Source organism: Streptomyces cyaneus, from assembly GCF_004028635.1.
GTDB lineage: Bacteria > Actinomycetota > Actinomycetes > Streptomycetales > Streptomycetaceae > Streptomyces > Streptomyces cyaneus.
The window spans coordinates 1,370,371-1,392,771 of sequence record NZ_RQJW01000003.1 but is presented as its reverse complement, the minus strand read 5'-3'; the positions used below and the strand labels follow the sequence as shown (position 1 = coordinate 1,392,771).

Genomic DNA, 22,401 nt, shown 5'->3' with positions numbered 1-22,401 from the left:
GCTCCGGGGTGGCTCGGTGCATCGGCGGGAATCGACTTATCGCCGCCGCCCGGTCAGCCCAGGCGCGGAATCTCGATCGCCGGGCAGCGGTCCATCACCATCTCGACGCCGGCGGCGCGGGTGCGGTCGTACGCGGCCTCGTCGATGACGCCGAGCTGGAACCAGACGGCCTTGGCGCCGATGGCCGCGGCCTCGTCGGCGACGGCACCGGCGAGGTCGCTGTTGACGAACACGTCGACGACGTCGACCTCGAAGGGGATCGCGTCCAAAGAGGGATATCCCTGCTCCCCGTGGACCGTCTCCGCCTTCGGGTGCACGGGCACGATGCGCTTGCCGTAGCGCTGGAGGACGTCGGCGACCCCGTACGCCGCACGCCGCTCGTTCGTGGACAGACCCACGATCGCCCAGGTGTCACCGAGCTCGGTGAGGATCTTGCGGACTGTCGCCGGGTCGCCGTACACGCTCGGCCTCCTTGGGATGCGGGCAGGGGCTGCTGCCCTGGACAACAGCGGGTGGGGTGCGGTGATTCCCGGCGGTGGCGACCTGGTGCCCTGCGATCTCCCGCCGAGCAGCGAACTGCCTTGCGTCGGGCGGGAGTTGATTCAGTCGGCCATGGCCTCGCGGACGAGGGCCGTGTCGACGAACTGCTCGAAGCGGACGATCAGCCCGCCGCGGACGGTGAAGTGGTGGGCGACGCGGACGTCGATCGCCTTGCCGGTCGCCTTGTTGGTCGCGGTGTACCGGGCGAGGACGACGACGTTCTCGCCCTCGGTGACATAGGTGTCGTCGTGGGCGATCCAGTCGTCCCAGTCCTGGCCGAGCTTCTCCATGACGTTGCTGGTGACGCCGTCGGGGGTGCGATAGGTGCCGGCGAGGGGGAAGCCGGCCATCTCCGTCCACTCGACGTCGGGGGCGAGAGTGGCGCGCAGGGCTGCCAGGTCACGGTTGGCCGAGGCCAGGTACTGGCGGCGTACGACGTCGGCGGGTGCGGTGGAGGTCGCGAAGTCGGTGCTTTCGTGCGCCACGGAGGTCAGCCCCACTTCATCTCGCCCTTGGCGACCTTCGCGCCGATCTGCGCGGCGATCACCATGCCGTTGCCCGGGTAGCGCTTGACGAGGGCGTCCGTCAGGGCGGCACCGTCGGCGGCCTTGCCGAGCTCCTCCTCGAAGGCGACGAGGTAGTCACGGGTCGCGGTGATCGCGGAGGCGTCGGCGGGGGCATCGGGCAGGCGGTGGCCGGGGACGACCAGCTCCGGCTGGAGGGCGGCCATCTCGTCGAGCAGGTCGATCCAGGCGGCGCGGTCGGCGGGGGTGGCGGTGTCGGCGACCCAGACGTGCTCCTGCTGGAAGAGCAGAACGCCGCCGAGGAGCGCGCGCTGCTCGGCCTGCCACAGGTAGTGACGGTCGGGCAGCGCGGCCGGACCGCCCTTGAGCTCGAAGAGGTGGCCCTCGAGGGTGAGGTCGCCGGTCAGCGGCTCGAGGTCGACCAGGCGGGTGGGCAGGTTCTGGCCCAGGGGCGCCCATGCCTTGAGCTTGCCCTCGTAGGAGTGCTGGATGTGCTCGATCGTCTGCGGGGTGGCGACGAACCGCGCGCCGGGGAAGGCGTCGGCGATGACCTCGGCGCCGAAGTAGAAGTCGGGGTCGCCGTGGCTGATGAAGACCGTCGTCAGCGTCCTGCCGGAGTCGAGGATCTCGGCGGCCAGGCGGTGGCCGTCGGCGCGGGTGAAGGCGGCGTCCACGAGCAGGGCCTCGTTCTCGCCGGTGACGAGGGTGGCGGTCTTGTTCTTGCTGCCTGCCGGGAAGTCCAGGTCCAGGACCTTGAAGGACAGGGTGCTCATCGGTGGCTCCTTGACGGGACGTGGTGGGTGGGGGCGGGGGAGAGGTTCAGGGGGTGAGTACGGCCGCGAGCCGCGCGTCGACCTCGTCGGCGGTGGCGTGGCCGTAGGCCAGGGGGGTGACACGGTCGCCGTCGACGGCGAGGAGGGTGGGGAAGCCGGTGACGCCCAGTTCGGCCCCGAGGTGGAAGTCGGCCCGTGCTGTCGCCCGCGCCTCGGGGGCTTCGAAGGCGGTGACCACGGCGTCGGCGTCCAGCCCGGCCCGCTCGGCGAGCTTCCGGTAGGTCGCGGGCTCGGAGAGGCTCAGGCCGTCGACGTAGAAGGCCCGCTGCATGGCCATGACCAGCTCGGCCGCACGATCCGGGGCGATCTGCCGCAGGGCGGCGACTCCCCGCGCGGCGTCCTCGGAGTCCATCACGAACGACCCGTCGGCGATCAGCCGCTCGTACGCGTCGCCGAACTCGGCGCCGGTCTGTTCGGCGATCTTGGCGTTCGCGCCCTGGACGTAGCCGAACTCACCGATCGGCAGCCGACGGGTCCCGGTGAACAGGCCGCCGGAGACCACCACCACCGGCAGCTCCGGGTGGCGGGAGGCGACCTCGCGCAGGGTGCCGGAGAACCCGTGCGACCAGCCGCAGTAGGCATCGAAGACGTAGACGAGCTGCATGGAGATCCTCGGCACGGCGCCCGCCGGATGCGAGCGATTCATCTGACAGAACAGTAACTGATGAGTCAGATATTTCCTTGTTCGTGTGACCGTGACCACACCTCTGTCCGTTTTGCTCAGTGCACCAGCGCTGCCGATCAGCCGCAGCCCGAGGAGCGCCTCAGGGCAGGCGAGGCAGCTCGTTCCGGGCCGAGTGACTGAGGAGGCGCAGGTTCTCGGCGAACCGCTCTCGGTCCTCGGGAGGCAGCGGCGCCAGGAAGTAGCGGCGGATGTTCTCCACGTGCAGCCGGGACGCGCGCACGGTGGTCTCCTCGCCCAACGGGGTCAGACGCACCAGTCGCCCGCGCCGGTCGCCGGGGTCCTCGGCCCGCTCGACCAGTCCGGCCGCCTCCATCCGGTCCACGAGACGTGTCACACCGCCTGTGGTCAGCACCTGCTCCTGGGCGATGGCCCGCATCGGCATCCCCGGTCCACCGGTCCGCCCGAGGATCAGCAGCACCTCGAACATCAGGTGGCTGATGCCGCACTCCCGCTCCAGGGCCCGCCCCAGGATGTACTCCAGCCTGTTCGCGGCCCCCTGCAGCCGCCCGAACGCCAGCACCAGCGCGTTGTCCGCCGCCTCTTTCGGCGACGAGATCTCCGCCTGCTCACCCACGTCCCCACCGCCCGTCCGGTCCGCCACGCCCTTCATCCCATGATCATGCCGTGTTCCCGGGCCGGACGGGCCGGTCCCGACCCTGCAATGCCCGGATCCGCCGATCGTGACGGACCCGGGCGCCCGCTTGGGGCACCGGCGGCGGGTCGCCGCCGGTGGTGTTCACCTCATCGCACCTCCCGCGCGTAGGGCGCGACCGTGATCCGGTCGATCAGCGGCGCGTTGCGGGAGCGGAGCAGCACGCCGGGGAAGGTGTCCGAGGCGTAGGTGGTGCCGTCGAAGTTCGGCAGTTCCTCGGAGCGCAAGACGATCGTGTTCTGCCCCTTCCTGAGCTGGACCGGGACGGTCAGCTCCCAGAAGTTGTTCTGGTGGAAGCTGTGCGGGAAGCCGACGCGCCGTATCTCACCGCCGTTGACGGTGATGTCGGCGTGGCGCGCGAGCGGGTCCGGGTTGTAGTGGGTGGCTTCGGACTGCTCGGGGTTGGAGTAGCGGATGCGCAGCGCGTACAGGCCGGCGCGGTCGGCGGAGACGGTGAACGTCGCCGTGTTGTCGTTGCCCGGGGCGCCGCCGATGCCGGTGATCGCCGTTCCGTCGGTCGCCAGGGACAGCGGGGTGAGCGTGGCCGAGCCCACGAGCTCGGCGTCCCGTGCCTCATACGTACGTGTCGGGAGCGCGCCCTCGGTGGGTGTGACCGTGAGGCGATCGACGAGGGTGGCGGACGAACCCCCGGTCAGCGTCACCTTGTTGACGCCACCCGACAGGGAGACTGCCACGCTGCGCTTCCCCTGCGACAGGCGCAGGACGTCGTGCCCGTTGACGGCGAGTCGGGCGCCCGTGCCACCGAGGGTGTCGACCTTGAGGGTGGCCTCGCGGTCGGCGGGCGAGTAGACCCAGAACGTGGCGGTCCCGTCCTTCGGGAGCCGGACCGCGCCCGAGCCGGTGGCGGGGACTGCGGCCTGCTTCGGCAGGTCGTAGACGGGCCGCGCGTCCCCGTCCAGCCAGGCCAGCTCGCCCTCGTACACCTGGGTGGCGGCCGAAGCCTCCGGCAGGGAGAGCATGAGGCGGTCGACGATGGCGTCGCCCTTGGTGGCGCGCTTGCCGTCGAGGCTCTTCGCGGCGAGCGTGAGGGTGTGCTTGCCCTTGGTGAGCTGGACCTTGGTGTCGGTGTGGTCCCACACCACCCACTTGTAGCCGAGCGGCAGATGCAGCTCCTGCTCGCTGTCCGCCTTGCCGTCCACGCGCAGGAAGACGTTGGTGGGACCTTGTTCCTTCACCTTGTCGAAGGTGTTGAGGGAGTTGGCGAAGACGCTCAGGTCGTAGGTGCCGTCCTCGGGCACGTCGACGGTGAAGTCGAGCGTGACGTCCGAGCCGGCGCGCAGGCCGCCGACGTCGTAGCCGCCGGAGGTGTAGAACTTCGACACATCGCGCGGCGACCCCTCCGGGCCGTTCTTCGAGTAGCCGGACCCGGTGTGGGCGGCGTCCTCCGCCTCGTACGACCCCTGCCAGCGCGCCGGCGGGGACTGCGTGCTCCTCGCCTTTCCTGCCGGGCTGAGGACGATCTCGTACGCCGAGGACTCCTTCAGCGTCGGCAGCCCGCCGTCGCCGAAGTCGACGACTACCTCGCCGTCGTCACCGACCTTCAGGTTCGTCTCCGTCAGCAGCTTCGGGCCGGAGTTGTCGCCGACCTGCCCGCTCCACTCGATCTCGCGGACCCAGGCGTGCACGCCGTCCCCGAAGACGTTCTTCGGGACGCCCGCGAAGGTGATGTGGCCCTTGCCGTCGGACCCGCCGAAGATCAGCCGGGCCTGCCGCTTCTTGGCGTCCAGCGTGGCGACGCCCTGCATGGTGTAGTTCTCGCCGGGGAACGGCGGGGACACCCGCACCGTGTGCCCGCTCATCGAGGCGTACGAGTTCAGCAGCCACCACTGGCCGTTGCCGCGGTTCGACTGCACCGCCGAGTCGGAGAGGTTGCCGTCGATGTTCCAGTAGGCGATGTCGGCGTCAACCTTGGACTCCTCGATCGCGGACACCCACTGGATCATCTGGCCGGGGACGGAGGTGTGGTAGTTGAAGGCGTACTCGTTGATGTTGATGGGGAGTTGGGTGCCCTCACGCTCGGTGCCCTTGAACAGCTCCTTCTCCCACGCCCGGTACTTGGCGACGCTCTCGCGCACCGCCTCCGGGTGGCTCAGCTCGTGCCAGGTGATGACGTCCGGGAGGGTGCCGGCGGCGAGGGTGTGGGTGAGGAAGCCCTTGACCTGGTCGTAGAGGACGCTGGTGTTGGGGCCGGCGATGCGGGCGCTAGGCATCTTCCCCTTGATGAGCTTGTAGGCGTCGTCCCAGGCGGCGAAGAAGTCGTCGGGGTCGTTGAGCCAGCTGATCTTGTTGTAGCTCCACTCGCCGGTGCCGAACATGTTGCCTTCGGGCTCGTTGAACGGCACGAAGACGATGTTGTCCTGGTACTGCTCAGGCAGTTGCAGGACCTGGTCGACCTGCTTGGCCAGCTTCTCCTGGTAGAGCTTGAGCTTCTGCGCCGGGGTGTCGCCCGGCCACTGGTACGGGAAGCCGCGGTGGATGTCGGTCATGTAGATGTACACATCGCCGTCGGTGGAGTCCGCCAGCGGTTTCACCACCTCCAGCGCGTCGGCACCTGGGTGCTGCGGTCCGTCCTGCGCCTTGGTGGAGACCGTGCGCAGACCCATGCCCTCGATGAGGTTGTTGGTGGGGACGTCCGGTCCGTACAGGCCGTAGAGGGTGCCGGACGCGCCGCCGTGGAAGGCGCCGGTGTCCGAGCCGAGGTCGACGGTGAGCTGCCCCTCGCGGACCACCGTGACCGTGGCCTTCACGGCGCGTCCGGCCGCCGTGCCCGACACCGTGAAGGTGCCCGGCCGGGCGTACCTGTCGGACGGTACGGCGTCCCAGGTGATCGGCAGGTCACGGTCGTAGCCGTCCGAGAAGGAGGACCGGACGGCGGTGGGGAGGGACGGGGCGGTACCCGTCGTCGTACGCACCTCGAAGGACGTCTTCGAGAGGTCCTGGACCGTGGGCATGGCCCCGACCGTACCGGCCACCTGCTCGGCGTTCAGCGCCGCGTGCCACACGGTGAAGTCGTCGATCGCCCCCTTGAGCAGCGGGTCCGGCCAGAAGGACTTGCCGATGTAGCCGGCCGCCGTGGCCGAGCCGTCCAGCAGCTCCTTGGCCTTGATGCCGGTCGCGGCGGAGGAGACCGCCACGCCGTCGAGGTAGGTGGTGAGCTTGCCGGCCGTGGTGTCGAGGGTGACGGTGACCGTCCGCCACTCGTTCGCGGGAAGCGCCGCATAGCCGCGGACCTGTGCCTCCGCGCCGCCTCCGCCGGTGGTCACGGAGGTCTGGAACAGGCCGCCGCCGTTGTACGGGGTGCTGAAGAGGTACTTGGTGGTGTTGGTGCCCAGATCGAAGATTCGCTGCCAGGACGACTTGTCGCCGCTCCACTTCACACGGGCCGAGACCGTCAGGTCGGTCGCGTCGCCGACGACCTCCCGGGGCAGACGGACGTACGCGCCGTCGGAGGTGGGCGCCCCGCCGGGCAGGGACAGGGCCTTGCCGCCGCCCGTGCCGTCGACGGACTGGGCGGTGGAGCCGTTCACCAGGGTCGCCGTCAGGCCGTTGCCGGAGCTGTCGGTGATCCTGCCGGACGTGAGGTCGTCCTCGTCGAAGGTGTAGCGGGCGGCGGGCTGGGGCGCGTCGGCTGCCTGCGCGGGGACGGCTGGTGCGGTCAGCAGGCCCGCGCCGAGAGCGACGGCCATGGCGGCCGGGGCTCGGCGCCGGGCGGGTCTTTCAGCGGATGGCATGGATTGCGTCCTCAATCCTCGAGTAACGGGTGCTGGGTCGGGGCGGCATCTGTCGAACCGTCTGTCGAGTCCGTCGAACCGGTTCGATCGTCCGAGCCGCTGAGGTGCGGGATCTCGTCGTGCAGCGGGTAGGGCGGGCCCGGCATTCCGGGGAAGGCGCGGGACGGGCTCGCGGTCGTCGGAAGGATCACTTCATCGAACCGGTTCGCGAAGCTAGCACCGGGACTCCCGGGCATCAATCCCTCTCGCGCAAGGTTCTACCGGGTGAATTGCCCGGACGTGGAAGTACGGCCCGAGGTGTTGACAGGCGCCCGGGCGGTTCCTACCTTCACTTCACGCGAACCGGTTCGACAACGGTCCGCGTTCGAACCGGTTCGACGAAGGAGTCCCGTGAACATCGGTGAGATCGCCCGGCGGGCCGGTGTCTCGCGGAGCACCGTGTCCTACGCGCTGAGCGGCAAACGCCCGGTCTCGGAGGACACCCGACGCAAGATCCAGCAGGTCGTCGACGAGCTGGGCTACCGGCCCAGTGCCAGTGCCCGTGCCCTGGCCAACGGGCGGACCAGCACGATCGGCCTGGTCTTCCCGCCGGCCGGCAACCACTACACCGGCATGCAGCTGGACTTCATCGGCAGTGTGGTGGAGGCCGCCGCGGCCTACGACTACGACGTGCTGCTCTCGCCCAGCGGCGTCGACAGCGACCGTTCCTTCCAGCGGCTGCTGGGGGAGCGGCGCGTCGACGGCGCGATCCTGATGGAGATCAGACTGGAGGACGACCGGGTCGATCACCTGGCCGCCCTGGACTTCCCCTCCGTAGCCATCGGCCGCACCGCCCATCAGGAGGGCAGCTGGTGGGTGGGCCTGGACCACACCGCCCTGGCGGCGGCGTGCGTCCACCATCTGGCGGACCTCGGCCACCGCCGGGTCGCCTTCGTCAACCGGCCCGAGCAGCTACTGCGGGCGGGGTACGAGTCCGCGCACCGCGGCCTGGACGGTTTCACCAAGGCCGCGGCCGAGCGCGGGCTGACGGTGCGGACGTACTGCTGTGGGGACGACGCCGCCTCGGGCCAGGCCTGTGTGGAACGCATCCTGCACGACGACCCGGCCACCACGGCCCTGGTCACGCTGAACGAGGCGGCCCTCGGCGGCCTCTACCGGGGGCTCGCCGTGGCGGGCCGCCATGTGCCGCGCGACTTCTCCGTGACCGGGGTCGTCGCCAGCCGCTGGGCGGAGACGGTGACCCCGCAGCTCACCGCGGCGGACGTGCCGGCGGAGGAGATGGGCCGGCGCGCCGTCGAACTCCTGATGGAGCGGCTCGACCAGCCCGACGGACCGCCCCGGCACCACCTCCTCGTGCCGCCGATCTCCCTGCGAGCCAGCACCGGGCCCGCCGGGACCGGTACTGCGCCCTGACCGCACCCGCGTAGTTCTCCTCAACTCACTTCACTTCACCGCTCGTTCGAACCGCTCCGCAGCGCCGTTCGTCGTGCCCTCTTTCCCTCGCTCGTGCCCTCGCCCGGTGCCCTCGCCCCCGTGTCCTCGGCACCGGCATGCCCAAAACAAAGGAACCCTGGCAATGAACAGCTCCTCCAGACAGCGCCGTCTGACCGCCGCGGCCCTCACCGCCCTGGCCGTCGCCACCACCGCCACCGCCTGTGGTTCCGGCTCCGGTGGCAGCGGGGCGAACGCGGCGGACAGCGGTACGTACACCATCTGGGACCCGTACCCGCAGTTCGACAAGGGCTCGGCCTGGGCGAAGCTGCTGGACTCCTGCGGCACCGAGGCCGGCGTCAAGATCAAGCGGACCGCCTTCGACACCAGCGACCTGTCCAACAAGGCGCTGCTGGCCGCGCAGCAGGACAACTCGGCGGACGTCCTCATCGTCGACAACCCGGTGGTGTCGACCCTGGCCGAGGCGGGCGTGCTCACCACGACCGACGACAACAAGCTGGACACCTCCAAGGTGGACCCCAACCTGCTCGCGGCCGGCCAGTCGGACGCGAAGACGTACGGCACACCGATCGGCGCCAACACTCTTGCCCTCTATTACAACAAGGAGGTGCTGAAGGAAGCCGGCGTCGACATAGCCTCCGTCAAGGACTGGAAGTCGCTGACGGCGGCGCTTCAGAAGGTGAAGAAGGCGGGCAAGAAGGGCGTCACGTTCTCCGCGATCGGCACCGAGGAGGGCAGCTTCCAGTTCCTGCCGTGGTTCTGGGGATCCGGCGCGAAGCTCACCGAACTCGACTCCGCGCAGGGCGTCTCCGCGCTGTCCCTGTGGAAGGACTGGCTCGACAAGGGCTACGCGCCCAACTCGGTCATCAACAACACCCAGACCACCAGCTGGCAGGAGTTCGCGAGCGGCGACTACGCCTTCGCCGAGAACGGCACCTGGCAGCTCGCCAACGCCGAGAAGGCGGGCTTCGACTACGGCGTCCTGCCCATCCCCGGCGCCGACGGAGGCAACGCCTCGGCCCCGACCGGCGGCGAGTTCGTCACCGTCCCGGTCCAGGGCGACACCGGCCGATACGCCACCTCGCAGAAGCTGGTCACCTGTCTGACCAGCACCGACAACCTCTACGACACCGACACCACCCTGTCCTACGTGGCCCCGACCAGCGAGGTCCAGGACAAGCAGGTCGCGGCGAACGCCGAGCTGAAGCCGTGGGTCGACGCGGTCAAGGCGGCCAAGGGACGCACCAGTGACGAGCTGGGCACCAAGTACCCCAAGATCTCGGAGCAGATGTGGAAGGCCGTCCAGTCCGCCCTCAGCGGCTCGACGTCCCCGAAGGACGCGCTGAGCGCCGCCCAGTCCGCCGTCAAGTGAGCGCACCCCAGGGCCCGTTGATGAGTCACACGACCGAAGTGCCGCACCGCCGGCCCACACCGGGCCACAGCGGTGCGGGCCCCACCACACCGCCCCGGGCACGGCGCCGCCCCGGCTCCCAGCAGTTCGCCGCCTGGGCGTTCCTCGCCCCGGTGACCCTCTACCTCGTCCTCTTCTACGCCTATCCGCTCTACCGCAACATCGACCTGAGCCTGCGCAACTACACGGTCCGTTCCTTCGTCCAGGGCGACGCGCCGTTCACGGGCGTGGAGAACTACCGGACCGTCTTCGACGACCCGACGTTCGCCCCGGCCCTGCTGCACACCGTGGTGTTCACCGCCGTGTGCCTGGTCTTCCAGTACGTCATCGGTCTGGCCCTGGCGGTCTTCTTCAACCAGCACTTCCGGCTGTCGGCGACCCTGCGCGCGCTCTTCCTGGTGCCCTGGCTGCTGCCGCTGATCGTGTCGGCCTCCACCTGGTCGTGGATGCTCAACAGCGAATCCGGTGTCGTCAACGCCCTGCTGGGCGCCGTCGGCGTCGACCAGGTCAACTGGCTGACCTCGCCGTCCTGGTCGCTGACCTCGGTGATCATCGCGAACATCTGGATCGGCGTCCCGTTCAACCTGGTCGTGCTCTACAGCGGCCTCCAGTCCGTTCCGGCCGCGCTGTACGAGGCCGCAGCCCTCGACGGGGCGGGTGCCTGGCGGCGGTTCTGGAGCATCACCTTCCCGCTGCTGCGCCCGGTGTCCGCCATCACCCTTCTGCTGGGCCTCGTCTACACGCTCAAGGTGTTCGACATCATCTGGATCATGACCAAGGGCGGCCCGGCGGACTCGTCCACGACCTTCGCCACCTGGTCCTACCAGCTCGGCTTCGGCAACCTCGTGCCCGCCTTCGGCCCGGGCGCGGCCGTCGGCAACCTGCTCGTGGTCGCCGCCCTGGTCTTCGGCCTGGTGTACGTCCGGGTGCAGAGAAAGCAGGCGCTGTCATGAACCGAAGCGGCAAGCGTACGTGGGGGAAGACGGCCGTCGGTGTCCTGCTGACCGGGATCATGCTCTTCCCTGTCTACTGGATGCTGAACGTGTCGTTCACCCGCGACCAGGACATGCGCAAGAGCCCACCGGACCTGTTCCCCGTCCACGGCACCCTCGCGGGCTACCGCACGGTCCTCGACGAGCAGTTGCCGTATCTCGGCACGAGCCTCGTCATCGGCCTGGGCACGGTCGTCCTCACCGTGGCCCTGTCCGCCCCCGCCGGCTACGCCCTGGCCAAGCTGCGCCCCCGCGGCGGCGGTGTGCTCAACTTCCTCCTCCTGGCCGCCCAGATGATCCCCGGCATCATCTTGGCGATGGGCTTCTACGCCATCTACCTCCAGCTCGGCCTGCTCCAGTCCGTCCCCGGCCTCATCGTCGCCGACTCCACCCTGGCCGTCCCCTTCGCGGTCCTGATCTTCACCGCGTTCATGTCCGGCATCCCCGGCGAACTCCTCCAGGCCGCGAAGACGGACGGCGCCGGGCCGCTGCGCACCTTCTGGTCGATCGTCCTGCCGATGAGCCGCAACGCCGTCGTCACGGTCTCCCTGTTCGCGTTCCTGTGGTCCTGGTCCGACTTCGTCTTCGCGGGCACGCTCGTCAACGGCGGCGCCCACGAGCCGATCACCCTCGGCATCTACCACTACATAGGCAACAACAACCAGGAGTGGAACGCGATCATGGCCACCGCCGTCGTGGCCTCGCTGCCCGCCGCGGTCATCCTCGTCCTCGCCCAGCGCTATGTCGCCGCCGGTGTGACCGCCGGCGCGGTCAAGGACTGACCCCTTCCGCCTCGCCCCCACGGACCACCGTCCGTTCGCCCGCCGGACGGTCGGCCACCCCTGCCCGAGAAACGAGTGACGCTGTCATGACCGCCGACCGCCCCGGCCCGGACTTCTCCGTCGACGACATCCCCTTCAGCACCTACGGATCCTGGTTCGGCATCTCCCCCGTGGTGGCGGAGAAGACCCGCGCCGAGGACCTCCACCTGGTCTCGCACCAGAACGGCATGCACGCCGTCCTGCGCCTCATGCCGCTCGATGCCGGGACGGGCGAGCGGGCCGAGACCCGTGTGGAGGCCGGCCCGGGCCTGCTGAGCTGGGTCGGCGCGAGCGGCCGCGTGGACCTCGCCTACGAGTCGCCGGACACCGTACGGCTGCGCGGTACGGGGATGCCGTTGCGTGTCAGTGCGGCGGCCCGGACGCTGACCCCGTTCAGCGGCACCTACTTCTTCCGCGACGCGGCCGCCGACGCGTACGTCTTCACGTCGTACGAGACCGGTCGCCGCTACCGCGTCACCGTGCTCTCCGGCACGGCCGACGCCGTCGGCGCCCAGGCCCTGGGCGACGCCGACCGCGGCCTCACCGTCGCCGCCGGCACGGACGCCGAGGTGCCCTGGGAGATCGCGGTCGAGGAAATCGACACCGCCCGCCCGCCGTACGCCTCGGCGGTGACCTTCGGCAAGGTCGTCGAGGCCGCGCGCAACTCCTTCGCGGACTTCGTCGACAGGGTCGCCCCCTGGCGCTCGGCCGCGACCCCGGCCGCCGAACTCGCCGCGTACGTCCTGTGGTCCGCGACGGTACGCCCGGTCGGTCTGGTCACCCGGGCCGCCGTCCTCATGTCCAAGCACTGGATGGACAAGGTCTGGAGCTGGGACCACTGCTTCAACGCCCTGGCCCTGGCCCCCGGCCACCCCGAACTCGCCCGGGACCAGTTCCACCTGCCCTTCGACCACCAGGACGAGACCGGGGCACTGCCCGACTCGGTCACCCACTCCGAGGTCCTGCGCAACTTCGTCAAACCGCCCATCCACGGCTGGGCGTTCGGCCACCTGCGCCGTCGCCTGACCACCCCGCCGGGCCGGGCCGAACTGGCCGAGACGTACGACAGGCTGGAGCGCTGGACGGACTTCTGGCTCACCGCACGCCGCGCCCCCGGCGCCGCGCTGCCCCACTACCAGCACGGCAACGACAGCGGCTGGGACAACGCCACCACCTTCGACCCCGAACGCGTCGTCGTCACCGCCGACCTGGCCGCCTTCCTCGTCCTCCAGCTCCGCGAACTCGCCGACCTGGCGACGCGGTTGGACAGACCCGACGACGCCCGCCGGTGGACGCGGGCCGCCGAGACGACCCAGGCCGCGATGCTCGAAGAGCTGTGGAACGGTGACCGGTTCGTCGCCCAGGGCGTCGACAGCGGCGACACCTGGGACAGCGCCGGCCTCCTCGACCTGATGCCCATCGTGCTGGGCGAGCATCTGCCGGAGGAAGTCAGCGGTGTGCTGGCCGCCCGGATCGAGGCCCACCTGACCCCGTACGGGCTGGCCACGGAAGTCACCACCTCGCCGCACTACCTCTCCGACGGCTACTGGCGCGGCCCCATCTGGGCACCGGCCACGGTCCTCATCGAGGACGGTCTGCGCCGTGCCGGGCACCACCGGCCGGCGGACGAGATCAGCGCCCGTTTCCGCGCCCTGTGCGAGGCCCATGGCTTCGCCGAGAACTTCGACGCCCTGACCGGAAGGGGCCTGCGCGACCGCGCCTACACCTGGACCGCCGCGAGCTACCTGCTCCTCGCCGAAGCGCACGCACACCGGGACGGCAGCTGACCGGCCCTCTCCCCACCGCCCCGGGACCGCTCGGGGCCCCGGTCACCCTCCCTCCCCCCAGGAGCGCACAATGAAGTCGCCCACACGGCTTGCCGACCCCTGACGCGCACCAGACGCCGAGCGGTCTCGTCCGCCGCCGTCCTCCTGGCCACCCTGGCCACGACCCTGGTGCCCGCCGCCCCGGCACAGGCCGCGGACACCAGCGTCACCATCGACTTCGCCACCGCCGGCGGCGCGCCCACCTACCACGCATCCGGCATGATCTACGGGATGACGCCGAACGGCTCACTCCCGCAGGACCACTTCTTCAAGGACATCAAGTGGCACCTGATGCGGGCCGGCGGCGCCCAGCTCAACAGCGGCGGCTACGCCACCAGCCTCGCCGACTACCAGACCCGCTGGAACTCGACCCTGGCCCAGTACAAGCGCACCGCAGCCCTCGGCGGCACCTTCGTGCTGCTCCCGCACGACCTGTGGGGAGCGGACGGCACCACCAACCAGGGCCGGCCGGGCGACAACGGTGACTGGACGAAGTTCGACGCCTTCGTCACGCAGCTCATAGGCGACGTCCGCGCCAACAACATGACGGTCCAGTGGGACCTGTGGAACGAGCCCGATCTCGAAGGCGGTGTCTTCTGGAGCGCCTCGCAGGCGCAGTACCTGCAGATGTGGTCGCGCACGACGAGCCCGGCGCCCCGGCCACCGACGTCGGCCGCGCCAACTCGACCCTCGCCGCGGCGGGGCTGGTCAACACCCGCCCGTACCAGATCAACGAGTACGCCACCCTGTCCATGCAGTCCCCGGGCGGCGGCGCCTGGTTCATCGGCCGCCTGGAGCGGGCCGGCGCCGACGGCATGCGCGGCAACTGGGCCTCCGGCACCGGTCTGCACGACAACGAGGCCAACCTGCTCACCAAGAACAGCGCCGGCCAGTACCTGCCGCTGGGCGAGTGGTTCATGTACCGCTACTACGGCTCCCAGACCGGCAACATCGTCAACTTCGTCCCTGGCACCAACACCGACGGTCTCGCCACCAAGGACAACACCGCGAAGAACGCCAAGATCCTGCTCGGCAGCAACGGCAACACCGGCACGGTCACCGTCAACCTCACCGGTCTGGGCGCGACCTCGGTGGTGGAGAACAGCAGGGTCCGTGCCGTCGTCCAGCGCGTCCCCCACAACAACGGCGCCGCGGTGGCGGGCCCCGAGACGATCTCCGACACGACGGTCTCGACCGTCGCGGTCAGCCAGAACAGCGGGCAGTGCCTGGACGACACCGGCCTGAGCACCGCCAACGGCACCCAGTACCAGCAGTGGTACTGCGAGGGCGGCCACCAGCAGATGCTGGACCTCAAGCCGGTGAGCGGCAAGGCGAACACGTACACCGTGGTGAACGAGCTCAGCGGCAAGTGCCTCGACGTCTCCGCCGCGTCCGCCGCCGACGGCGCCGCCGTCATCCAGTACACCTGCAGCGGCGGCACCAACCAGCAGTTCACGCTCAACCCCGTCACCGCACTCGGCAACGGCAAGGACTACCAGCTGGTCGCGGTGCACAGCGGCAAGTGCGTCGACGTCAGCGAGGTCTCGACCACAGCCGGCGCGAAGATCCACCAGTGGACCTGCGACCCGGCGAGCGTGCTGAACACCAAGAAGAACCAGATCTGGCGCCTCCTCGGCAAGGGTTGAGCACAGACGCCCCTCCGAGCGGTCCCCGAGCCGCATGGCCGTCCGGTGATCCTGCCGGACGGCCTTGACAGGAGGTCGGCAGTCGGGCTTCCTTAGACGCGTTGCGTATGGCGGCACTGTTGTGTGTTGCGCAACTTAGCTTATTCCCTACACCGCGGAGTAGCGCTACAGATGACTCGCAAGCCACCTGCTGAGGACCCCGGCGACGCCCGTCTGCGGGTCGGCCCCCCGAAGGAGTACGCCGCCGGCCTCCCCGCGGTCACCTCCTCGCTGCGGCACGCCGGCGAACAGATGGGGGCCCGCCGCAGCCTGCTCACACTGCTCCGGGTGAATCAGAAGGAGGGCTTCGACTGTCCGGGGTGCGCCTGGCCGGAGCCCGACCACCGGCACAAGGCGGAGTTCTGTGAGAACGGTGCCAAGGCCGTCGCCGAGGAGGCCACCGTACGCCGGGTGACCCCGGACTTCTTCGCCGAGCACACCCTGGAGGACCTGCTTCCGCGCAGCGACTACTGGCTCGGGCAGCAGGGACGCCTCACCCACCCCATGTACCGCCCGGCCGGCGCCGACCGCTACGAGCCGATCTCCTGGGACGACGCGTTCGCCGTGATCGCCCGCGAGCTCGGCGCGCTCGATCACCCGGACCAGGCCGCCTTCTACACCTCCGGACGGGCGAGCAACGAGGCCGCGTTCCTCTACCAGCTCTTCGTCCGCGGCTTCGGCACCAACAACCTGCCGGACTGCTCCAACATGTGCCACGAGTCCAGCGGCTCGGCCCTGGTGGAGACCATCGGCATCGGCAAGGGCAGCGTCAGCCTGGAGGACCTCTACGAGGCCGATCTGATCCTCGTGGTCGGCCAGAACCCGGGCACCAACCACCCCCGGATGCTCTCCGCGCTGGAGAGGGCCAAGCAGCAGGGCGCGCGCGTCATCGCGGTCAACCCGCTGCCCGAGGCGGGGCTGCTCCGGTTCAAGAACCCCCAGAAGCCGTCCGGCGTCATCGGCGGCGGCACCAAGCTGGCGGACCAGTTCCTGCAGATCAGGCTGGGCGGCGACCAGGCGCTCTTCCAGGCCTTCAACCGCATGCTGCTGGAGGCGGAGGACGAGGCGCCCGGCAGCTGCCTGGACACCTCGTTCATCGAGCGGTACACGCATGGCTTCGAGGAGTTCGCCGAGCACGCCCGCAAGGCGTCGTGGGAGGAGATCCTCCAGGCCACCGGGCTGCCCGAGGACGAGATCCGGACCGCGTTCGGCCATGTGCCGGCCGCCAAGAAGATCGTCGTCTGCTGGGCGATGGGACTGACCCAGCACAAGCACTCCGTGCCCACCATCCGGGACGTCGTCAACTTCCTTCTGCTGCGCGGCAACATCGGCCGCCCCGGCGCCGGTCTCTGCCCGGTGCGCGGCCACTCCAACGTGCAGGGCGACCGCACGATGGGCATCTACGAGAAGCCGGACGCCGCCTTCCTGGACCGGCTCGGCGCCGAGTTCGCCTTCACGCCCCCGCGCCGCCACGGCCACGACGCGGTCGACAGCATCCGCGCCATGCGCGACGGCGACGTGAAGGTCTTCGTCGCGCTGGGCGGCAACTTCGTCGCCGCGGCCCCCGACACCGACCTGACCGAGCAGGCGCTGCGCAGGTGCCGGCTCACCGTCCAGATCTCCACCAAGCTCAACCGCTCGCACGTCATCGCCGGGGAGCAGGCCCTCATCCTCCCGTGCCTCGGCCGCACCGAGGCCGACCTGCGGCCGGACGGGCCCCAACTGGTCACGGTGGAGGACTCCATGGGCATGGTCCACCTGTCGCGGGGACGGCTCACCCCCGCGTCCGAGCACCTGCTGAGCGAGGTCGCGATCATCTGCCGGACGGCCCGAGCCACCCTCGGCGAAGCACACCCGCAGGTGCCGTGGGAGGAGTTCGAGGCGGACTACGACCGCATCCGCGACCGCATCGAACACGTCATCCCCGGCTTCGAGGACTTCAACGCCCGGGTACGGCAGCCGGGCGGCTTCGCCCTGCCCCACCCACCCCGCGACGAGCGCCGGTTCACCACGGCCACCGGCCTGGCCAACTTCACCGCCAACCCGCTGGAGAGCCCCAAGGTCCCGCCGGGCCGGCTGCTGCTGCAGACGCTGCGCTCCCACGACCAGTACAACACCACCATCTACGGCCTGGACGACCGCTACCGCGGCATCCAGCAGGGCCGCCGGGTCCTCTTCCTGCACCCCGACGACCTCACCGAGCGCGGCCTGTCCGACGGGGACCTCGTCGACATCGTCAGTGAGTACGGGGACGGGGTGGAGCGCCGGGCACACGCCTTCCGGGCCGTGTCGTACCCGACCCCCCGAGGCTGCTGCGCCGCCTACTTCCCCGAGACCAACGTCCTCGTACCCCTGGACTCCACGGCGGACATCAGCAACACACCCACGTCGAAGTCCATCGTCGTACGGCTGGAACCGGCGTCCGCCGACGCGTAGGCCGTCGCTCCCGCCGCGCCGCTGTCAGAGCTGCGGAGGCTGGTTGCCGGTGAGGATCTGCGTCGCCGTCTCGGTGACGTTCCTCAGTGTGCGCGGATCGGCCGCGGACTTGCGCAGATGGAAGAGGAACTCGGTCTTGCCGTCCTTACGGTGGACCTTGATCTCCACCTTGGTCTGGAGCCAGGAGACCAGTGCCGCCAGGACGACGATGCCGGTGACCGCGGTCTCCACGGCGAGCTGGTCGTCGACAGGCGGGTCCGCCGCGATCGGGGCCGCGACGGGCGCGGTGTCGGCGTCCTCCAGCACGACGGCGAGCAGGCGGCGGGCCGCGGCTGTGGCGGAGGCCTCGTCGCCGAGGACGCCCTCCAGGTCCGCGCCGTCCGTCAGCGCGCGCAGGGACTCGCGGGCCTCGGACTCGGTGAGCGGAGCGGAGGGCTCCGCGGTGCCTCGCAGCTCCTCGGTGAACTCCTGGAGGACGAGGACCAGGGCACGATCGTCGAGGGTGTCGGTCAGGGACATCTGTCATCTCCAGTCGCCGTTGAGGATCATGGGGGCGAAGTGGTAGGGGTGGGCGAGCCACGGGGCTTCGGCGCGGTCGAGCAACTCCCGTTGGGCACGCCAATAGCAGCGCCAGAGCGGCGCGTCCGAATCGGCGGTCATCCGTGCGTAGAGGGCGGAGACGAGCCGGCCGGAACTCTCCTGGTGGACGTTCCAGAGCGTGGACAGCACGGAGCGCGCGCCCGCCTGGAGGAACACCCTGGTGAGTCCGGCGGACTCGTCGCCACGGTTGGTCTCTGCCTGCCATGCCGAGGAGCAGGCCCGCAGGGTGATCAGCGCGGGCACGGCGGGTTGATCGGCGAGCTGGGAGGGACGCAGCAGCGTGAGGCTGCGTTGTGCGACCGACATGCGCCGGATGTGCTTGGTGGGCGGCCGGCGCGTGCCGTAGGCGCTGAGTACGAGCCCTGACTCCATCGGATGGGCCGGGTCCGTGAAGCCGTGGCAGGTGAAGTGCGCGACGTCGACGTCCCGCAGCGCGTCGAGGACCACCGCCGGGTCGGCGGCCGCTCCGGTGAGTTCGGTGACGTCCCAGCCCGCCGCCCCCAGCAGCCCGCCGTCCGTCTCGAAGAGCGCGGGGTTCGGATCCTCCTGCGCGGCGACGCCGACGAACAGCGCGCGGCCGGTGCGCCGCAGCGGGGTGTTCCTGCGCAGGACGGGGGCGAGCACGCTCAGACTCGGGCAGTACGTCACACAGTTGCGCTGGACCAGGCGGGTGCCGTCGGCCAGGGGCAGGGCGTGCAACGGGATCAGGTGCAGCGGGCCGTGGGGCGCCGCGCAGATCAGGGTTCCCGGGGCGGTGGACCGGACGAACGCGGTCAGGCGAGGCCCGAGCGAATCGAGGAAATCGATGCTGCGGCGGTGCGGTGCCCGGGCTCTGAGCGGGGCCAGCGGCGGGAAGCCCTCCGGGTCGCCGTTGAACGTCCTGCGCAGTTCCTCGGCCGCGCCCCGCAGTTCGTCCCGGCCGACGCGCACCCGCTCGGCCCGCAGGCCCACGCCGGTCGCGACGAGGAACGAGTAGGTGTACTGGCTGCCGCAGAAGAAGGACACGAAGGCCATGCCCTCCGGTGGTGCCACCCGCGCGAGCAGGGTCTCGACGTCGTCGGCGGTCAGCGGGGACACCGCGAGGCGGGCGAGCGTGGTCGGCGACTTCGCCTCCTCGTGCAGATCGAACGCGAGCCGCCAGGCGGTGGCCTCGTCGAGGCCCAGCGCGCCGGGCATGCCCACCAGGAGCCCGAGGAGTTCCTCGTAGATGCTGAAGTGCTCGCTCACCAGCTCGGCCCGTCGGTCGGGGACCTGGGTGCGGGCGAGTAGCCGCTGTACGTGCCGACGGGCTTCCTGGAGCATCTCCAGCGCGTCCCGCGGGCGGTCGAGCCGGTGGGCGAGCGCGGAGGCGAAACTCACCCGGACGCGCAGGCAGTCCAGGCTCTCGGGGTCGCGGGCCGACATCTCCGCGAGCAGGTCGGCGAGGAGTGCGTGTCCCTCCTCCTCGCGGCCCGCCTCGATGAGTTCCGTGGCCAGCCTCGGGCCGATCAACGACCGGTGCGGCCCGGAGTCGGACTGCGCGTACGCGTCCTCCAGCAGGCCACGCAGTTCCTCGCGGTCGCCGTCGGCTTGCTTGCTGCGCAGGGCGTAGTCGGCGAGGGCGGTCCGGTAGTGGCCGGCCGTCATGCCCGTCACCAGCGCCAGGAGATACATCTGTTCGGCAGCTTCGTCGTCGCCGAGTGCGGACAGCGCGTCACCGAGACCGAACCAGCTGATGATCTCCCCTTCGTCGCCCAGCGGCAGCGTCGCCCGCGCGTTGATGGCGTCGCGGAAGCAGTCGTGGGCGCCGGCGGCATCCCCCATCTGCAGGAGGATCTGGCCGATGTTGTTGAGCGTGGGCGCCACCTTGCGGTGCTGCTGGTCGCGGCGGGCGTCGGTCAGGATCTCCTCGAACGCCTGGAGGGCTTCCCGCTGTCGCCCCGCCTTCAGCAGGGACGCCGCGTGGTTCGTCGCGGCGGTGAACCGGATGCGCTCGTCCCTGGTGCGTTGCGCGGCCGCCACGGCCGCCGAGTAGTCGGCCGCACCGAGGTCGTACTCGCCGAGGTCCTCCTTGATCAGGCCCCGGAGGTTCAGGACGTGGGCCCGCAGGTCCGACATCCACGGCTCGGTCAGCAGCGCCAACGCGGAGTCGGCGTGCGACAGCGCGGCGCTGGTGCGGCCCAGAGAGCGCAGGTTCCTGGCGAGTGAGTGGTGGAGGCTCTGCGCGACGACCGTGTGGTCCTGGGACTCGACTTCCGCCAGGCCCTCGTACGCCTGCCGCACGGCCGCCTCGGCGTCTCCGCTCCTCTCCAGCAGCGCCACACGCGCGGCGAGGATCTGGAATCGGACATCCTCCGCGCAGTCGGCGGCGTCCGGCTCGGCCCGGTCCAGCTGCCACAGCGCCGCCCGTGTCGCGTCGCGTCGGCGCAGGACCGCCGACCACAGGAGCCGGCCCAGGACCCTTTCGTCCGGCCCGCCCCAGCACACGGCCACGACGGCACAGACGGCCGCGTGACGGTCGACCTCAGCGCCCCGCGCCTGTGCGAACCAGGACCGGACCAAGGGCGCGGCGGCCTTGGCGAGTTCGGGATGCCGGCGAGCGTAGAGGTACTGGTCGAGCAGGGAGTCGAAGGCGAGCAGCCGGTCCAGGAGATCCGTCGGCGTCGCAGGCGGTCCGACGCCCGCGAGGGCCGATCGGGGCAGGGCGGCCTCGACCTGGGGCAGCAGCGAGAGCAACAGGCCGCTCTCGGCGTGCCGCCCGGCTTCTTTCGCGGCGGCCGACCGCGCGCGCATGTCGGCCAGCAGCTGCGCGCCGTCGAACGGCAGCTCCGCCTCCAGGAGGGCGGGCAGCTGCTTGAGCCGGTCCAGGAGCAGCAGGCGCTCGATGATCGGGCCCGTTGAGGTCACGGTGTGCGCACCGAGTCGTAGTGGGCCCGGAAGGCCTCCCGCGACGCCGGATCCGGCGCGAGGGCGAGGGCCGCCGCGCAGTGCCGGTCCGCTCGCGGCCCGTCCCCGGCCACGCCGTAGACCAGCGCCAGCGCGCCCTGTGTGGCGAAGCCCAGCCCCTCGGCGTCCGCGAGGCCGTCGGCCAGCCACAACGCCTCGGCGAGGCTTCCCTGGGCGACCTCGGCCTGCATCAGGCAGTGCTGGACATCGCGGTTGTTCGGGGCCTGCCGGTACTGCGAGCGGAGCTCGCGCAGGGCGCCGTGCGCGTCCTCGGTGCCGGAGCAGGCCACCTGGAGCAACCGGTCCGGATCGGCCTGGGTCGCGTCCGGCATGGATCGCGAGTGGTCCAGCATGGGCGACCGGGGGGCGGCCCGCTCCAGCGCCAGCAGCGCCTCGTGCCTGACGGACTCGGCACCGGCGTGGTAGCTCACCGCCACGAGGAGTTCGAGGACCTGCACATGACCGTTGTCGACCCGGCGTGCCTGTTCCAGTGTGTCGAGTACGTCCGGCCAGTCCACCCCGGTGCCGGGTGTGACGGCCAGCGTGTAGAGCGATCTGGCCAGCGTCACGTGCTCGTCGATGCCGCCGGGTCCGTCGGCCAGCCGCTCGGACAGGTAGGCGGCCCGCTGCCGCTGGAAGTCCACCTCGGTCTCGCGCCACCGCAGCCATCCGCGCAGGTCGGCCAGTTGGTGAACGGCCGCGGGCAGCTCGGGAGCCGCCTCCAGGACGCGTTCCAGTTCCCGTGCCGCCCGCTGTGCGCTGCCGATCTGGATGTAGGCGGTGGCGAGGTCGCAGCGCACGGCCAGTTCCTCCGGCGTCGCGTCGGCGAGGAACTCCAGCAGCGGGACCGCCTGCATCGGCTGTCCCGCGACCAGATGCGCCGACGCCAGCGCGTGCAGGTTGCCGGCGGGGCCGTCGGCCATGGCCACCGACTCCAGCGCCGTCAGATCCCGGGGGTCCCCGGAGGTGACGAACCGCTTGTAGCACTCGACGACCTGGGGGCTTGAATGCTCCCCCTGGTACTGAGGACTCCAGCCGACCACCGGTTCATCGCTCACGCCCGACCACCCCCGCGTCCATGGTCCTCCTGCGGGTGCCACCACGTCCGGGCTTCGCCCGCTTTCCACAACCGGACGTGCACCGTCACCCGCTCGGGCCCGTCGAGCTCCTTGACCCCCGGTCGGCCCTCCACGATGCTGTGTTGCGACACATGAGATGTGTGCCGTAATGAGAAACATCTGCAGGACCTCTGATTCAAGTCTCGACC

The 22,401-nt window shown here is 70.5% G+C and carries 16 protein-coding genes; 7 read left to right on the top strand and 9 right to left on the bottom strand.

The features are described from left to right. Positions 1–53 precede the first annotated feature (53 nt). From EHO50_RS14940 to EHO50_RS14915, 6 genes are all read right to left on the bottom strand, one after another. Complete coding sequence (locus EHO50_RS14940) at positions 54–461, bottom strand: CoA-binding protein (protein WP_128430561.1); 408 nt, start codon at positions 459–461, stop codon at positions 54–56. A 141-nt stretch (positions 462–602) separates the two neighbouring features. Further along, positions 603–1,025: a nuclear transport factor 2 family protein gene (locus EHO50_RS14935; RefSeq protein ID WP_246101155.1), complete on the bottom strand. Its 423-nt coding sequence runs from the start codon at positions 1,023–1,025 to the stop codon at positions 603–605. A gap of 5 nt (positions 1,026–1,030) precedes the next feature. Next, on the bottom strand, positions 1,031–1,837 hold the full coding sequence (locus EHO50_RS14930) for an MBL fold metallo-hydrolase (protein ID WP_128430559.1): 807 nt from the start codon (positions 1,835–1,837) through the stop codon (positions 1,031–1,033). A 46-nt stretch (positions 1,838–1,883) separates the two neighbouring features. Continuing rightward, positions 1,884–2,501: a DsbA family protein gene (locus EHO50_RS14925; RefSeq protein WP_128430718.1), complete on the bottom strand. Its 618-nt coding sequence runs from the start codon at positions 2,499–2,501 to the stop codon at positions 1,884–1,886. Between the two features lie 160 nt (positions 2,502–2,661). Continuing rightward, a complete protein-coding gene (locus EHO50_RS14920; RefSeq protein ID WP_128430717.1) occupies positions 2,662–3,156 on the bottom strand; it encodes a MarR family winged helix-turn-helix transcriptional regulator in 495 nt (164 codons plus the stop codon). A gap of 167 nt (positions 3,157–3,323) precedes the next feature. Beyond that, complete coding sequence (locus EHO50_RS14915) at positions 3,324–6,986, bottom strand: LamG-like jellyroll fold domain-containing protein (RefSeq protein ID WP_246101154.1); 3,663 nt, start codon at positions 6,984–6,986, stop codon at positions 3,324–3,326. Between the two features lie 390 nt (positions 6,987–7,376). Between EHO50_RS14915 and EHO50_RS14910 the strand changes: the two genes are divergently transcribed. The 7 genes from EHO50_RS14910 to EHO50_RS14880 all read left to right on the top strand — a co-directional run bounded on the left by EHO50_RS14910 (position 7,377) and on the right by EHO50_RS14880 (position 17,609). After that, on the top strand, positions 7,377–8,399 hold the full coding sequence (locus EHO50_RS14910) for a LacI family DNA-binding transcriptional regulator (RefSeq protein WP_128430558.1): 1,023 nt from the start codon (positions 7,377–7,379) through the stop codon (positions 8,397–8,399). A 163-nt stretch (positions 8,400–8,562) separates the two neighbouring features. Further along, on the top strand, positions 8,563–9,810 hold the full coding sequence (locus tag EHO50_RS14905; RefSeq protein ID WP_128430557.1) for a sugar ABC transporter substrate-binding protein: 1,248 nt from the start codon (positions 8,563–8,565) through the stop codon (positions 9,808–9,810). Between the two features lie 20 nt (positions 9,811–9,830). Next, positions 9,831–10,802 carry a carbohydrate ABC transporter permease gene (locus EHO50_RS14900; protein ID WP_128430556.1) on the top strand — a complete coding sequence of 324 codons (972 nt, stop codon included), beginning with the start codon at positions 9,831–9,833 and terminating at the stop codon, positions 10,800–10,802. After that, positions 10,799–11,623 carry a carbohydrate ABC transporter permease gene (locus tag EHO50_RS14895; RefSeq protein ID WP_128430555.1) on the top strand — a complete coding sequence of 275 codons (825 nt, stop codon included), beginning with the start codon at positions 10,799–10,801 and terminating at the stop codon, positions 11,621–11,623. The genes EHO50_RS14900 and EHO50_RS14895 overlap by 4 nt, the downstream gene beginning before the upstream one ends. 86 nt (positions 11,624–11,709) lie before the next feature. Further along, positions 11,710–13,449 carry an amylo-alpha-1,6-glucosidase gene (locus tag EHO50_RS14890; protein ID WP_128430554.1) on the top strand — a complete coding sequence of 580 codons (1,740 nt, stop codon included), beginning with the start codon at positions 11,710–11,712 and terminating at the stop codon, positions 13,447–13,449. 668 nt (positions 13,450–14,117) lie between these two features. Beyond that, the gene (locus EHO50_RS14885) at positions 14,118–15,134 is read left to right on the top strand and encodes an RICIN domain-containing protein (protein ID WP_246101153.1); all 1,017 of its coding nucleotides are present in this window, start codon (positions 14,118–14,120) and stop codon (positions 15,132–15,134) included. Positions 15,135–15,305: 171 nt separating this feature from the next. Then, positions 15,306–17,609 carry an FdhF/YdeP family oxidoreductase gene (locus EHO50_RS14880; protein ID WP_128430553.1) on the top strand — a complete coding sequence of 768 codons (2,304 nt, stop codon included), beginning with the start codon at positions 15,306–15,308 and terminating at the stop codon, positions 17,607–17,609. Positions 17,610–17,633: 24 nt separating this feature from the next. On the opposite strand, the gene EHO50_RS14875 is transcribed toward EHO50_RS14880, so the two are convergent. From EHO50_RS14875 to EHO50_RS14865, 3 genes are read right to left on the bottom strand one after another with little or no spacing between them, the layout of a single operon-like run. Next, complete coding sequence (locus EHO50_RS14875) at positions 17,634–18,128, bottom strand: hypothetical protein (RefSeq protein ID WP_128430552.1); 495 nt, start codon at positions 18,126–18,128, stop codon at positions 17,634–17,636. Positions 18,129–18,131: 3 nt separating this feature from the next. Next, entirely contained in the window at positions 18,132–21,095 is a 2,964-nt protein-coding gene (locus EHO50_RS14870; protein ID WP_128430551.1) for a CHAT domain-containing protein, read from the bottom strand. After that, positions 21,092–22,192 carry a tetratricopeptide repeat protein gene (locus EHO50_RS14865; RefSeq protein WP_128430550.1) on the bottom strand — a complete coding sequence of 367 codons (1,101 nt, stop codon included), beginning with the start codon at positions 22,190–22,192 and terminating at the stop codon, positions 21,092–21,094. The genes EHO50_RS14870 and EHO50_RS14865 overlap by 4 nt, the downstream gene beginning before the upstream one ends. Positions 22,193–22,401 lie beyond the last annotated feature (209 nt).

Bases quoted from the DNA above. Each gene is read 5' to 3' on its own strand.
- EHO50_RS14875 (WP_128430552.1), bottom strand. From the start codon at position 18,128: ATGTCCCTGACCGACACCCTCGACGATCGTGCCCTGGTCCTCGTCCTC.
- EHO50_RS14900 (WP_128430556.1), top strand. From the start codon at position 9,831: ATGAGTCACACGACCGAAGTGCCGCACCGCCGGCCCACACCGGGCCAC.
- EHO50_RS14930 (WP_128430559.1), bottom strand. From the start codon at position 1,837: ATGAGCACCCTGTCCTTCAAGGTCCTGGACCTGGACTTCCCGGCAGGC.
- EHO50_RS14905 (WP_128430557.1), top strand. From the start codon at position 8,563: ATGAACAGCTCCTCCAGACAGCGCCGTCTGACCGCCGCGGCCCTCACC.
- EHO50_RS14880 (WP_128430553.1), top strand. From the start codon at position 15,306: ATGACTCGCAAGCCACCTGCTGAGGACCCCGGCGACGCCCGTCTGCGG.
- EHO50_RS14890 (WP_128430554.1), top strand. From the start codon at position 11,710: ATGACCGCCGACCGCCCCGGCCCGGACTTCTCCGTCGACGACATCCCC.
- EHO50_RS14925 (WP_128430718.1), bottom strand. From the start codon at position 2,501: ATGCAGCTCGTCTACGTCTTCGATGCCTACTGCGGCTGGTCGCACGGG.
- EHO50_RS14895 (WP_128430555.1), top strand. From the start codon at position 10,799: ATGAACCGAAGCGGCAAGCGTACGTGGGGGAAGACGGCCGTCGGTGTC.
- EHO50_RS14915 (WP_246101154.1), bottom strand. From the start codon at position 6,986: ATGCCATCCGCTGAAAGACCCGCCCGGCGCCGAGCCCCGGCCGCCATG.